At 70.9% G+C, this 11,821-nt stretch carries 14 protein-coding genes; 10 read left to right on the plus strand and 4 right to left on the minus strand.

Annotated features, from left to right (window positions below):
- The first annotated feature begins 104 nt into the window (after window positions 1-104).
- The 8 genes from RB628_RS23440 (at window position 105) to RB628_RS23475 (ending at window position 7,644) form a co-directional block, all read left to right on the plus strand.
- Complete coding sequence (locus RB628_RS23440; RefSeq protein WP_318322486.1) at window positions 105-1,241, plus strand: ParA family protein; 1,137 nt, start codon at window positions 105-107, stop codon at window positions 1,239-1,241.
- Complete coding sequence (locus RB628_RS23445; protein WP_318322487.1) at window positions 1,226-1,822, plus strand: hypothetical protein; 597 nt, start codon at window positions 1,226-1,228, stop codon at window positions 1,820-1,822. Before RB628_RS23440 ends, RB628_RS23445 begins: the two co-directional genes overlap by 16 nt.
- An 18-nt stretch (window positions 1,823-1,840) precedes the next feature.
- Entirely contained in the window at window positions 1,841-2,887 is a 1,047-nt protein-coding gene (locus RB628_RS23450) for a segregation and condensation protein A (protein WP_318322488.1), read from the plus strand.
- Entirely contained in the window at window positions 2,884-3,546 is a 663-nt protein-coding gene (gene scpB, locus RB628_RS23455; protein ID WP_318322489.1) for an SMC-Scp complex subunit ScpB, read from the plus strand. The genes RB628_RS23450 and scpB overlap by 4 nt, the downstream gene beginning before the upstream one ends.
- Window positions 3,546-4,721 (plus strand): pseudouridine synthase, encoded by a 1,176-nt coding sequence (locus RB628_RS23460; protein ID WP_318322490.1) that lies wholly within the window; start codon window positions 3,546-3,548, stop codon window positions 4,719-4,721. Before scpB ends, RB628_RS23460 begins: the two co-directional genes overlap by 1 nt.
- Window positions 4,722-5,011: 290 nt before the next feature.
- Complete coding sequence (locus tag RB628_RS23465) at window positions 5,012-5,851, plus strand: NUDIX hydrolase (protein ID WP_318322491.1); 840 nt, start codon at window positions 5,012-5,014, stop codon at window positions 5,849-5,851.
- Window positions 5,848-6,870 carry an ADP-ribosylglycohydrolase family protein gene (locus RB628_RS23470; RefSeq protein WP_318322492.1) on the plus strand — a complete coding sequence of 341 codons (1,023 nt, stop codon included), beginning with the start codon at window positions 5,848-5,850 and terminating at the stop codon, window positions 6,868-6,870. Before RB628_RS23465 ends, RB628_RS23470 begins: the two co-directional genes overlap by 4 nt.
- A 3-nt stretch (window positions 6,871-6,873) precedes the next feature.
- The gene (locus tag RB628_RS23475) at window positions 6,874-7,644 is read left to right on the plus strand and encodes a DNA polymerase beta superfamily protein (RefSeq protein ID WP_318322493.1); all 771 of its coding nucleotides are present in this window, start codon (window positions 6,874-6,876) and stop codon (window positions 7,642-7,644) included.
- Here RB628_RS23475 and RB628_RS23480 read toward each other — a convergent pair.
- From RB628_RS23480 to RB628_RS23495, 4 genes are read right to left on the minus strand one after another with little or no spacing between them, the layout of a single operon-like run.
- Entirely contained in the window at window positions 7,570-8,325 is a 756-nt protein-coding gene (locus RB628_RS23480; RefSeq protein WP_318322494.1) for a DNA polymerase beta superfamily protein, read from the minus strand. The two genes, RB628_RS23475 and RB628_RS23480, sit on opposite strands and share 75 nt — an antisense overlap.
- Before the next feature lie 22 nt (window positions 8,326-8,347).
- Window positions 8,348-8,755, minus strand: a complete 408-nt coding sequence (locus RB628_RS23485; protein ID WP_318322495.1) for a Rieske (2Fe-2S) protein — start codon at window positions 8,753-8,755, stop codon at window positions 8,348-8,350.
- The gene (locus RB628_RS23490) at window positions 8,752-9,336 is read right to left on the minus strand and encodes a DUF6529 family protein (RefSeq protein ID WP_318322496.1); all 585 of its coding nucleotides are present in this window, start codon (window positions 9,334-9,336) and stop codon (window positions 8,752-8,754) included. Before RB628_RS23490 ends, RB628_RS23485 begins: the two co-directional genes overlap by 4 nt.
- A 28-nt stretch (window positions 9,337-9,364) precedes the next feature.
- On the minus strand, window positions 9,365-10,048 hold the full coding sequence (locus tag RB628_RS23495; protein ID WP_318322497.1) for a hypothetical protein: 684 nt from the start codon (window positions 10,046-10,048) through the stop codon (window positions 9,365-9,367).
- A 270-nt stretch (window positions 10,049-10,318) separates the two neighbouring features.
- Here RB628_RS23495 and aroH point away from each other — a divergent pair, with 270 nt between their 5' ends.
- Both aroH and RB628_RS23505 read left to right on the plus strand, forming a co-directional pair.
- Complete coding sequence (aroH, locus tag RB628_RS23500; protein WP_189151717.1) at window positions 10,319-10,681, plus strand: chorismate mutase; 363 nt, start codon at window positions 10,319-10,321, stop codon at window positions 10,679-10,681.
- On the plus strand, window positions 10,678-11,763 hold the full coding sequence (locus RB628_RS23505; protein WP_318322498.1) for a prephenate dehydrogenase: 1,086 nt from the start codon (window positions 10,678-10,680) through the stop codon (window positions 11,761-11,763). Before aroH ends, RB628_RS23505 begins: the two co-directional genes overlap by 4 nt.
- The last annotated feature ends 58 nt before the right edge of the window (window positions 11,764-11,821 follow it).

Raw genomic sequence — 11,821 nt, forward strand, 5'->3', positions numbered from 1 at the left:
CGGCATGGTGCCACGCTGACCTATCGAGAAGTTTCCTGGTCACCAAGGAGGTAAGACGACTTGTGAATGAGTCGACATTTACTCCCGGGGGTGGTCAACCAGGAATGCCGGCGCGGGGCTCGGGCCCCACGGGGCTCGCGGCTGTCGGCTCCGTCGCGGTCCGCACCTTCGCAGCCCACCAGGGTCACCAGATGCCAGGGGTGACTCAGCCAGCACACATGAGCATGGATGGTCATCACGTGAACGCCATGGCCGGCGACGGTAGTGGCGGGGTCCACAACCACTTCGCCGACTACGACGAACTGCCCGACGGGCACTTCTACGACCCCGACGCCGAGTACGAGCCCGATCCGGAGTACGCGGCCACGCTCGCGCCCGACGCGGCCCGTCAGCGCCGCGAGCGCATCGGTCCCACCGGACGCCCGCTGCCGTACTTCCCGATCCCGGGTCCGCTGACCAGTCACGGCCCCGCGACGATCGTCGCGATGTGCAACCAGAAGGGCGGCGTCGGCAAGACGACGTCGACCATCAACCTGGGTGCCGCGCTCGCGGAGTACGGACGCCGGGTCCTGCTGGTCGACTTCGACCCGCAGGGCGCCCTTTCCGTGGGCCTCGGTGTGAACCCGATGGAACTCGACCTGACGGTCTACAACCTGCTCATGGAGCGGGGGATGTCCGCCGACGAGGTCCTGCTGAAGACCGCGGTCCCGAACATGGACCTGCTGCCGAGCAACATCGACCTGTCGGCGGCCGAGGTGCAACTGGTGTCGGAGGTCGCGCGCGAGTCGACGCTCCAGCGCGCCCTGAAGCCGCTCATGGCCGACTACGACTACATCGTGATCGACTGCCAGCCCTCGCTCGGCCTGCTCACCGTGAACGCCCTGACGGCGGCCCACAAGGTGATAGTGCCTCTGGAGTGCGAGTTCTTCGCGCTGCGCGGTGTCGCGCTGCTGACGGAGACCATCGAGAAGGTGCAGGAGCGGCTGAACCCGGAGCTGGAGCTCGACGGGATCCTCGCCACGATGTACGACTCGCGCACGGTGCACAGCCGCGAGGTGCTCGCCCGTGTCGTCGAGGCCTTCGACGACCACGTCTACCACACGGTCATCGGACGTACGGTCCGCTTCCCGGAGACCACGGTCGCCGGCGAGCCGATCACGACGTACGCCTCCAACTCCGTCGGTGCCGCCGCCTATCGCCAGCTCGCCAGGGAGGTGCTCGCCCGGTGTCACGCCGAGTGAGTCTGCCGGGGGCCGACGAACTGTTCCGCACCACCGGGGGCATGGCGCTCCAGTCGTCCACCCCCAGGCGCCAGGCCAACGGCGAGGCCCGCGTACCGGCTCCCGCCGGGGAGAGCGACGGTGCCGCCGCCACGGAGGACGCGCCGCACTCGGTGCCCGTCCAGGGCGGCGACGGCGCCGGCGACGAGCATGTCGCCGCCGGCGCGGACCCGGCCGAGGCCGGGGAGTCGCGCAGCCGGGGGGCCACAGGGGAGCGTTCCGGGCGGCGTCAGGGCGAGCAGGAAGGTTCTGCCTCCGCGCAGCAGGGGCCCTCACCGCAGTCGGTGTCGGCGTCCCGCAAGCGTGGCCGGGCCCCTTCGCGGCGGCCCAGTGGGCGCGAGCGGCACGACGAGAAGATCACGGTGTACGTCTCCGCCGAGGAGCTGATGGACCTGGAGCACGCGCGTCTCGTGCTGCGGGGCGAGCACGGGCTCGCGGTCGACCGCGGACGGATCGTGCGCGAAGCGGTCGCGGTGGTGCTCGCGGATCTCGAGTCCCGTGGGGACGCGAGCATCCTCGTAAGACGGTTGCGTGGGCGGTAGCGGTAGCCTGCGTGGGCCATGACCTCGAACGACGCCCCTGCCCACGGCCCCGGCTCCGCCGGTCGTCGCCGTGTGCTGGGGCGGGGGCCGGGGGGCTCGCCGCCGGATGTGCCCGGAGAACCCGTCGACGTTCCCGAGGAGCCGGCAGAGGCCAACGCGGTGGCCGGGGAAGCACCGGTTCCACCGGCGGAACCGGAACCCGGGCCGCAGCCGTCTGCCGGACCTGTGGAGCCTGCCGCGCCGGCCGAACCCGATGACGGGGTCTTCAAGGTCCGGCTCGCCAACTTCGAGGGGCCCTTCGATCTCCTCCTCCAGCTGATCTCCAGGCACAAGCTGGACGTCACCGAGGTCGCCCTCTCCAAGGTGACCGACGAGTTCATGGCGCACATCAGGGCGATGGGGCCGGACTGGGATCTCGACCAGACGACCGAGTTCCTGGTCGTGGCGGCCACCCTGCTGGACCTGAAGGCCGCGCGGCTGCTGCCCGCCGCCGAGGTCGAGGACGAGGCCGACCTGGCCCTGCTGGAGGCGCGGGACCTGCTGTTCGCGCGGCTGCTCCAGTACCGCGCGTACAAAAAGATCGCCGACATCTTCAGCCGCCGTCTCGACGACGAGGCCCGGCGCTACCCCCGCACCGTCGGACTCGAACCGCACCACGCCGAACTGTTGCCCGAGGTCGTCATCAGCATCGGGGCGGAGGGGTTCGCGAAGCTCGCCGTGAAGGCCATGCAGCCGAAACCCAGGCCGCAGGTGTACGTCGACCACATCCACGCGCCCCTGGTGAGCGTGCAGGAACAGGCCCGGATCGTGGTGGCACGGCTGCGGGAGCTGGGGGAGGCCACCTTCCAGGACCTCGTCGGGGACACCGAGGACACGCTGACGGTCGTGGCGCGCTTCCTGGCCCTGCTGGAGCTCTACCGGGAGAAGGCCGTCGCCCTGGACCAGGAGACCGCGCTCGGGGAACTGGTGGTGCGCTGGACGGGCGGGGAGGGCGGCGAGGCGCCGACGGTCACCGACGAGTTCGACCGGCCGCCAGAAGCGGTGAAGGAGGAGGAGAAGGCGTGAGCGAGGAGACCACCGAGACGCCGTCCGGCCTGCGGACCGTCGCCGATCTCGATCTCAGGCCCGCCCTGGAGGCCGTCCTCATGGTCGTGGACGAACCCGCGACCGAGGAGCACCTGGCGAAGATACTCCAGCGGCCCCGGCGGCAGATCGCGGACGCCCTGCGCGCGCTGGCCGACGAATACACCGTGCAGAGGCGCGGTTTCGAGCTGCGGCTCATCGCCGGCGGCTGGCGTTTCTACTCCCGGCCCGAGTACGCGGCGGCCGTCGAGGGCTTTGTGCTGGACGGGCAGCAGGCCCGCCTCACCCAGGCCGCACTGGAGACGCTGGCGGTCGTCGCGTACCGCCAGCCGGTCAGCCGCAGCCGGGTCTCGGCGGTCCGCGGAGTCAACTGTGACGGGGTCATGCGGACCCTGTTGCAGCGCGGTCTGGTCCAGGAGGCGGGCACGGAACCCGAAACAGGTGCGATCCTGTACACGACGACGAACTACTTCCTGGAGCGGATGGGCCTGCGAGGCCTTGCCGAACTCCCGGAGCTCGCACCCTTCCTCCCGGAGGCGGACGCGATCGAGGCCGAGACGCAGGAAGGTGTTCCGTCGTTCGATCCGGACGCTCCCGATGCTCCGGGTGCAGACGACGCAGACGACCAGACGGAATTTTGATGCGAAGCAGCGGTAGCGGTAGCGGTGGCGGCAAGAGTGGTGGCGGGCGCGGTAACTCTCGCGGCGCCGGCAACGGCGGGGGCGACAGGCGGGGCCAGGGTCAGGGCCAGGGACGCGGTCAGGGCCAGGGGCAGGGGCGCGGTCAGGCTCAGGGACGAGGCCAGGGCCAGGGCCAGGGCCAGGCGCAGGGTCGTCCCAGTAAGCCGCGCCCCGAGGAGCGCCGCTACGACGTCGGACCGGCCGCGACCCCGGACGGTCCGAAGTCCGGGCGCGGTGCCTCCGCGCGCGGCGGTGCCAAGGGCGGACCCAAGCAGAGCCAGGGCAGCACCGGACGGGGGCGCTGGGCCCCGGCCACCTCTCGCGAGTACGACGCGCGGGCCGAGGAGCGCAACCGGGAGCGTTACGCCGGCAAGGAGGACGTCAAGCTGCCCAAGACGTTCCCGGGCGCCGAGCAGGAGGGCGAGCGGCTCCAGAAGATCCTCGCGCGCGCGGGCTACGGTTCCCGGCGGGCCTGCGAGGAGCTGATCGAGCAGGCGCGGGTCGAGGTCAACGGCGAGATCGTGGTGGAGCAGGGGCTGCGCGTCGACCCCGAGCACGACGAGATCAAGGTCGACGGGCTGACGGTGGCCACGCAGTCGTACCAGTTCTTCTCGCTGAACAAGCCCGCGGGTGTCGTCTCCACGATGGAGGACAACGAGGGCCGGCAGTGCCTCGGCGACTACGTGACGAACCGCGAGACGCGGCTCTTCCACGTCGGACGGCTCGACACCGAGACCGAGGGCGTCATCCTGCTCACCAACCACGGTGAGCTGGCGCACCGGCTGACCCACCCCAAGTACGGCGTCAAGAAGGTCTACCTCGCGCACATCGTGGGCCCGATCCCGCGCGACCTGGGCAAGCAGCTCAAGGACGGCATCCAGCTGGAGGACGGGTACGCGCGGGCGGACCATTTCCGGGTCGTCGAGCAGACAGGCAAGAACTACCTGGTGGAGGTCACCCTCCACGAGGGGCGCAAGCACATCGTGCGCCGCATGCTCGCGGAGGCCGGCTTCCCGGTCGACAAGCTGGTGCGCGTCTCCTTCGGTCCGATCACCCTGGGCGACCAGAAGTCGGGCTGGCTGCGCCGCCTGTCCAACACCGAGGTCGGCATGCTGATGAAGGAAGTCGATCTGTAGAACGTGGAAGCGCGTTGAGCGCCTCGTGATGTGTCGGCCGGTTCCGGAGCCTTCCGGGGCCGGCCGCATTCGTCTGCCAGGAGGGCCTCCGGCGGACCTCTGGGTGCACCGGAGGGGATTCGGCGCCCTCCGGGTCTCGCGCGCCTTCCTGGGCGCCTGAGGGGCCACTGAGGGGCTTCTGGCGTATGAGGGTCGTCAAGAAGGGTTGTGCGGGCCGCGCGGGCTCTTTATAGTCGGAATGACTATTGGTCATGGTGACCATAAAGGGGATCGCGAGGGAGTGGGCGGGCATGACCGCACCTGTGAACGGAGCGGCCCGGGGCCGGGCCCCCGAGGGGTACGACAAGTACGCCTTCGAACCCTTCGCCGTCACCGTCGATCTGGCCGTCCTCACACTCCGCGCGGGCGCGCTGCACGTCCTGCTCGTCGAGCGCGGTCACGAGCCGTACGTCGGCCGCTGGGCGCTGCCCGGGGGCTTCGTCCTGCCCGCCGAGTCCGCGGAGACGGCGGCCCGTCGTGAACTCGCCGAGGAGACCGGCCTGTCGGACGTGTCCGGGCTGCACCTGGAGCAGCTGCGCACCTACAGCGAACCCGACCGCGACCCGAGAATGCGGGTCGTGTCCGTGGCCTTCGCCGCGCTGCTCCCGCACGCGCCAGAACCGCACGGTGGCGGGGACGCGGCGCAGGCACAGTGGCTGCGGTACAACGCGCTCGGGCCGCTCGCCTTCGACCACGACCGCATCCTGGCCGACGCCCACGACCGGGTCGGCGCCAAGCTGGAGTACTCCTGCATCGCGACCGCCTTCTGCCCGCCCGAGTTCACCCTCGGCGAGCTGCGGCGGGTCTACGAGACAGTGTGGGGCACCGTGCTCGACCCTCCCAACTTCCGCCGCAAGGTGCTCGCCACGCCGGGCTTCGTCGTAGCCGTACCGGGCGCCGCGCGCCTCACCGGCGGCCGGGGCAAGCCCGCCGCGCTGTACCGCGCGGGCACCGCGGCCACCCTGCACCCGCCGTTGCTGCGTCCGACCACGTCGGTGTCGCCGGCCTCACCCCCGCCGTCCCCTCCCTCGTCACCGTCCCCTTCGTCACCATCACCAGCTCCGACGTCACCGGAAGGACGCCCCGAATGACCACCACGACCGTCAGGAAGCGTGCCGCGAGCGGAGCGTTGATCGGGCTCGCGCTCGGCGACGCCCTGGGCTTCCCGACCGAGTTCAACGACATCCCGTCCATCCTCGCCAAGTGCGGGCCATGGCGGCAGATGGAGCTGCCCACACCAGCGATCGTCACCGACGACACCCAGATGACGCTGGCGCTCGCACACGGACTGCGCGCGGCGACGGACCGCGGGCTGCTCGCCCCGGCGGGCATGGAGAAGCCGGTACGCGAGGAGTTCGTGAAGTGGTTCCGGTCGCCGGACAACAACCGGGCGCCGGGCCACACCTGCCTGGTCGCCTGCAACCTGCTGGAGAACGAGCGGCTGCCCTGGCAGGAGGCCAGCCAGATCGGGTCGAAGGGCTGCGGAGCCAACATGCGCGTGGCGCCCGTGGGCCTGGCCCCGGGGCTGAGCGACGAACAGCGCGCGGGCGCCGCCCAGTTGCAGGCCGCGCTCACCCACGGACACCCGACGGCACTGGCCGCGTCCGACCTCACCGCGCACGCCGTACGGCTGCTCGCCCAGGGATCCGATCCGGCAGGGCTGGTGACCCTGCTCCGTACGTACGCGCACGAGAGCCGCAGCCACTACCACCACCGCTGGCTGGGCGACCTGTGGACCCGCAGCCACGATTCGAGCCCCGAGCACTTCATCGCCCGTGGCTGGGACGATTGCCTGGCGATCCTGGACCGGCTCCAGCTGGCCGTCCGCACCGCGTCGCCCGAGGACGACCCCTGCCTGGCCACCGGCGCCGGCTGGATCGCCGAAGAGGCCCTGGCGACCGGCCTGCTGTGCTTCCTGCTCTTCCCCGGCGAGCCCCTCACGGCCCTGCGCCGCGCCGCCTGCACCTCGGGCGACTCGGACTCGATCGCCTGCCTCACCGGAGCCTTCGCCGGCGCCCACCACGGCGCCGACGCCTGGCCGACCCGCTGGGTGGACCGCATCGAGTACGGGGGTGACCTGCAGACGCTGGGGGCGCTCTGGGACTCTTGACGGATGAACAGTGCCCTGGACCTCGCGGACCTCCCCGCCCTCGGCCTGACATCGGTGGTCGCCGAGCAGCCCGACCCGGTGCTCTTCGCCACCGTCTCGGGCGCCCACCTCTACGGCTTCCCGTCCCGCGACTCGGACGTGGACCTCCGGGGCGTCCATGTGCTGTCGGCCGCCGACCTGGTCGGACTGCGCGAACCGGAGGAGACCCGGTCGCGGATGTGGGTGCGGGACGATGTCGAGCTGGACCTCGTCACCCACGACCTGCGCAAGTTCGTACGGCTGATGCTGCGCCGCAACGGCTATGTGCTGGAGCAGCTGCTGTCCCCGCTGGTCGTGCACACGTCCGATGCCCACCGGGAACTCGCCGCGCTCGCCCCCGGCGTCCTCACCGGCCACCACGCCCACCACTACAGAGGCTTCGCGGTGACGCAGTGGCGGCTCTTCGAGAAGACCGGCGAACTCAAGCCGCTGCTCTACACGTTCCGCGTGCTGCTCACCGGCATCCACCTGATGCGCGGCGGTGAGGTGCAGGCCCATCTGCCCACGCTCGTCGGGGAGATCGCCGACGCGCCCGCGTATCTTCCGGAGCTGGTCGCGGCCAAGGCGGAGCAGGAACACGGAGTGGCCGATGTCGACCACGCGCGCGTGGCGGGCGATGTGGAACGGCTGCACGGTGTCCTGGACGAGGCACAGGCCGCCTCAGGGTTGCCGGATGCCCCTGCCGTGCACGACGCCCTGCACGACTTCGTCGTAAGGGTCCGGCTGGCAGGCTGAAGTGCGGCGGGTGCGGACAAGGAAGTCCTCGACGCGTCGCCGGTCCGGTTCCTCCGGGAGCGGGCTGCGGTCGGACGCGTCCCCGGCCTCCGTCGCGAGGCTGTTCATCCGGGACTCGACGTCCGGCCACGGCACCTCGCCCCGCTTCACCGCCAGCAGCCCCTCGCGCTCGTCGCCGACGTCGATCGTCAGCGTGCCCGTGCGCAGCAGGTCGCGGCAGCTCATCAGGAGGCGCAGCAGGTGCATCGCGTGCTTCCAGCGCGGGGCACCGTGGATGCGGACGTCGGCCTCCAGCTTCCTGCGCTGGCCGAGCGCGTAGCGCGCGAACGTCTCGTGCGCCTGGCGGGAGAGGAACGCCTCACGCAGCGCGAGGAGTTCACGGCCCGTGTCATCCGCGTACTCCACGTGAGGGGAGTGCAGGCACTCCAGGATGTTCGGGTTGGCCCGCAGCGCCAGCGTGCAGAAGCGTTCCAGCTCCCAGCTGAACTGTTCCTCCGCCGGGCCCTCCACATGCGTGGGCGGCTTCTCGAAACGCCAGAACAGGGGAGTGGGCGCGAGGAACACCCCGCGCCGGTCCGTGTCGCTGCCGCCCGTCGCCAGGCCGAAGGCGCGCGAACCCATCACGCAGGCGTAGACGGTGTGGTCGCGGACCAGGGCCTCGGGGGCGGGATGCGGGTGCATTCCGGGAGCGTACGCGCGAGCCTCAGGCCAGGCGGATCGAATTTCCCGTGACCGTGATCTTCTTCTCGGCCAGCGGCTGTGTCGCCGGCCGTTTGGTCACCGAACCGTCAGTGATGCTGAACTTGCTGCCGTGGCAGGTGCAGTTGATCGTGCCGCCCGTGACGTTCGCCACCGGGCACTGCTGGTGTGTACAGATCGATGTGAAGGCCTTGAACTCGCCCTCCTGCGGCTGTGTCACCACGACCTGCTGGTCCTTGAAGATCGTGCCGCCGCCGACCGGGATGTCGGCTGTCGCGGCCAGTTCCTGGCCGGGGGTGCCGACGGAGACCTCCGAGGACGAGGACTCGTCGCCGTACTCGCTGCATCCCGCCGTGAGCGCCGCCGCGCCCGTCGCGAGGAGGACCGTGCGTCGCGTCGGGCCTTGCGTCATGTCGTCACTCCGAAGTTGCTGAAGAACCAGAGGGCGGAGGTGAGCCAGACGATCGTCAGGACGGTGAAGACCAGTCCGCCGACGACCGGCAGCAGCCAGCCGGGCAGTCGATCCCAGCGAAGCAGCAGCATCTTTGCACTGAATACGCCGAAGAAGAAGCAACCCAGGAGGGAGTGCCACATCACGCGTGAATCGTAGGTTTGATATCCGAACGCGTACAGACAGTGCACCGCCACCGGAACGGACACCAGGAACGCGATCCGCCCCGACCAGCGGTGCAGCCTCGCCGACCAACTCGGGCCCGGCAGCTTCCCGTACACCATGAGCGCCGACACGACCTGGACGAGTGCGAAGCCGAACGCCCCCGTCGCGAGCCAGGACTTCACCGCGCCCGTGCTGCTGAACCCGGCCAGGTTGAAGGCGGTGCCCTCCGGGTCGTGGACCTTGCCGTAGACCCCCAGGGCCAGCGCCACCCCGGCGGCGACGAGCGCCGGGACGAGGTAGCGGGCCGAACTCGGGCCGCCGGGAGCCGGTGGGCGCGGAGGGAAGCTCTGGGTGGCGGCGTTCGGGTCCACGGTCATGTTCGGCTCCCTGGGTGAAGGCGGTGCGTCACGGTGTGACCGGGCGGGCCGTGAGCCGCTGGCCGTCGATCGTCACCGCGCCGGTCTCCGGGTCGATCCGGGGCGCGGGGGAGGGCTCGCCGTCGCGGTTGAGGATGCCGACCTGGTCCCCCGTGGACAGCACGATCCAGCCGCCGTCGATCTCGGCGTTCCGCACGGTCGCGGTCGCCCGGTAAAGCCCGGACGGCTTGACCGCCTTGTCCGCGGTGAAGGCGTAGGGCCCGCCCTCGATGTCGACCGTGCCGCGGATGCTCCCGCCCTTGAGGGTGCCGTTCAGTACGGAGCCGCCCTCGCCGGTGAGCTTCATGGAACCGTCGTCCTCGACATCACCCCTCAGCCACGACTCCTTGTCGCGGCCGTCGCAGAAGTACGCGATCGCCCTGCCGTCGCGCAGCGAGACGGACACCGCGGCGGAGTCGTCGTCCGTGCGCCCGGCGTAGTCGGCGTTCGGCACGGAGACCTTCGTGGGTGAACGGGACGGGGTGACGGGCGGGGAAGGCGATGGGGACGCCGTCGTGTTCGTGGCTGCCGGGGACGGCGACACCTTGTCGGCGGGTGTGTCCGCCTGGGACGTGGAGGCCGGCTTCGTTCCTGTCGTCGCATTGAGCGACAGCATGAACAGGGCCAACAACAGTCCCGCGAGCAGTGTGAAAAGCGGTCCGGTGCGCTTCATCGAGCCTCCCCCGCGGCGAGCTTCCTGCTATGAGAGCGGACCCGCGCCCCGGCGTCCAGAGCGCACGGGCGTGTTCGCGCTCCAAGTCGCGGATCGGGGCGAATCGGGTGACATTGGCAAAGCTCCGCGCGAGTCGCGTGGCGCGTCTCAGCGGGCGGGCGCCGCATGTCCGCTCCGTGCGGGCTGACTAGGCTGGACGGACCAGGAGCCGATCCGTCGATCCGACGCCGGGATCAGCTCCGTACACGTACATCAGCGAGGAGCATCACCGTGGCGGTACGAGCGGTCCGGGGCGCCGTCCAACTGGACCGGGACGAGGCCGGGCACATGGACGAGCGGGTCAGCGAGCTGCTCACCGCGGTCCTGGAGCGCAACAGCCTTACCGCGGACGACCTGATCAGCGTCTGGTTCACGGCCACCCCCGACCTGCACAGCGACTTCCCGGCCGCCGCGGCCCGCAAGCTCGGTATCGTCGACGTACCGCTGATCTGTGCCCAGGAACTGGACATCGAGGGCGCGATGCCACGGGTCGTCCGCATCCTCGCCCACATCGAGTCCGACCTGCCCCGTGCCGACATCGCGCACGTCTACCTCGGTGCCGCGGGGGCCCTGCGCAAGGACATCGCCCAGTGAGAACCGCACTCGTCATCGGTACGGGCCTCATCGGTACGTCCGCCGCGCTGGCGCTCTCCTCGCGTGGCGTCGTCGTCCACCTCGCCGACCACGACCCCGAGCAGGCCCGTACGGCGTCCGCGCTGGGTGCCGGTACGGACGAGGCGCCGGAGGGGCCGGTCGACCTCGCGATCATCGCCGCGCCCCCCGCGTACGTGGCCGGTGTCCTCGCCGACGCGATGCGCCGGGGTGTAGCCCGCGGCTACCTCGACGTGGCCAGCGTCAAGGGCGGCCCGCGCCGCGAGCTGGAGGCGCTGGGCCTCGACCTGGCGTCGTACATCGGTTCGCATCCCATGTCGGGCCGCGAGAAGTCCGGCCCGCTGGCCGCGACCGGCGACCTCTTCGAGGGCCGACCCTGGGTGCTGACGCCGACCCGCGACACCGACACCGAGGTTCTGAACCTCGCGCTCGAACTGGTCTCGCACTGCCGTGCGGTCCCCGTCGTCATGGACGCGGACGCCCACGACCGTGCCGTGGCTCTCGTCTCTCACATGCCCCACCTGGTCTCCAGCATGGTCGCCGCGCGGCTGGAGAACGCCGAGGAGGCGGCCGTACGGCTGTGCGGGCAGGGCATCCGGGACGTGACCCGGATCGCCGCGTCGGACCCCGGCATGTGGATCGACATCCTCTCCGCCAACCCCGGGCCGGTCGCCGACCTCCTCACGGACGTCGCCGCCGACCTGGAGGAGACGGTTCAGGCACTGCGTTCCCTCCAGTCCTCCGACGAGGCGAAGCGCCGCGAGGGCGTCAGCGGGGTCGAGGACGTGCTGCGGCGCGGCAACGCGGGGCAGGTCCGGGTGCCCGGCAAGCACGGGTCCGCTCCGCTGGTGTACGAGGTCGTGGCCGTTCTCATCGACGACCAGCCCGGGCAGCTGGCCCGGATCTTCGCAGACGCGGGGCGGGCGGGCGTCAACATCGAGGACGTGCGCATCGAGCATGCGACGGGGCAGCAGGCGGGGCTCGTGCAGTTGATGGTTGAACCGAAGGCGGCAGCCGTGCTTTCGGCCTCGCTGCGGGAGCGAGGGTGGGCGATCCGGCAGTAGTGAGCGGTGCCGGTGCCGGCCTCGCTGTGGGCTGCCGCCCCCCGGACCCGGCCTCGGC

This window comes from Streptomyces sp. ADMS (genome assembly GCF_033441795.1).
In the GTDB taxonomy this organism is placed as follows: domain Bacteria; phylum Actinomycetota; class Actinomycetes; order Streptomycetales; family Streptomycetaceae; genus Streptomyces.

Excerpts from the sequence above, each read along its gene's own strand:
- RB628_RS23440 (WP_318322486.1), top strand. The coding sequence starts at position 105 with ATGCCGGCGCGGGGCTCGGGCCCCACGGGGCTCGCGGCTGTCGGCTCC.
- RB628_RS23450 (WP_318322488.1), top strand. The coding sequence starts at position 1,841 with ATGACCTCGAACGACGCCCCTGCCCACGGCCCCGGCTCCGCCGGTCGT.
- RB628_RS23460 (WP_318322490.1), top strand. The coding sequence starts at position 3,546 with ATGCGAAGCAGCGGTAGCGGTAGCGGTGGCGGCAAGAGTGGTGGCGGG.
- RB628_RS23465 (WP_318322491.1), top strand. The coding sequence starts at position 5,012 with ATGACCGCACCTGTGAACGGAGCGGCCCGGGGCCGGGCCCCCGAGGGG.
- RB628_RS23470 (WP_318322492.1), top strand. The coding sequence starts at position 5,848 with ATGACCACCACGACCGTCAGGAAGCGTGCCGCGAGCGGAGCGTTGATC.
- RB628_RS23475 (WP_318322493.1), top strand. The coding sequence starts at position 6,874 with ATGAACAGTGCCCTGGACCTCGCGGACCTCCCCGCCCTCGGCCTGACA.
- RB628_RS23480 (WP_318322494.1), bottom strand. The coding sequence starts at position 8,325 with ATGCACCCGCATCCCGCCCCCGAGGCCCTGGTCCGCGACCACACCGTC.
- RB628_RS23485 (WP_318322495.1), bottom strand. The coding sequence starts at position 8,755 with ATGACGCAAGGCCCGACGCGACGCACGGTCCTCCTCGCGACGGGCGCG.
- RB628_RS23490 (WP_318322496.1), bottom strand. The coding sequence starts at position 9,336 with ATGACCGTGGACCCGAACGCCGCCACCCAGAGCTTCCCTCCGCGCCCA.
- RB628_RS23495 (WP_318322497.1), bottom strand. The coding sequence starts at position 10,048 with ATGAAGCGCACCGGACCGCTTTTCACACTGCTCGCGGGACTGTTGTTG.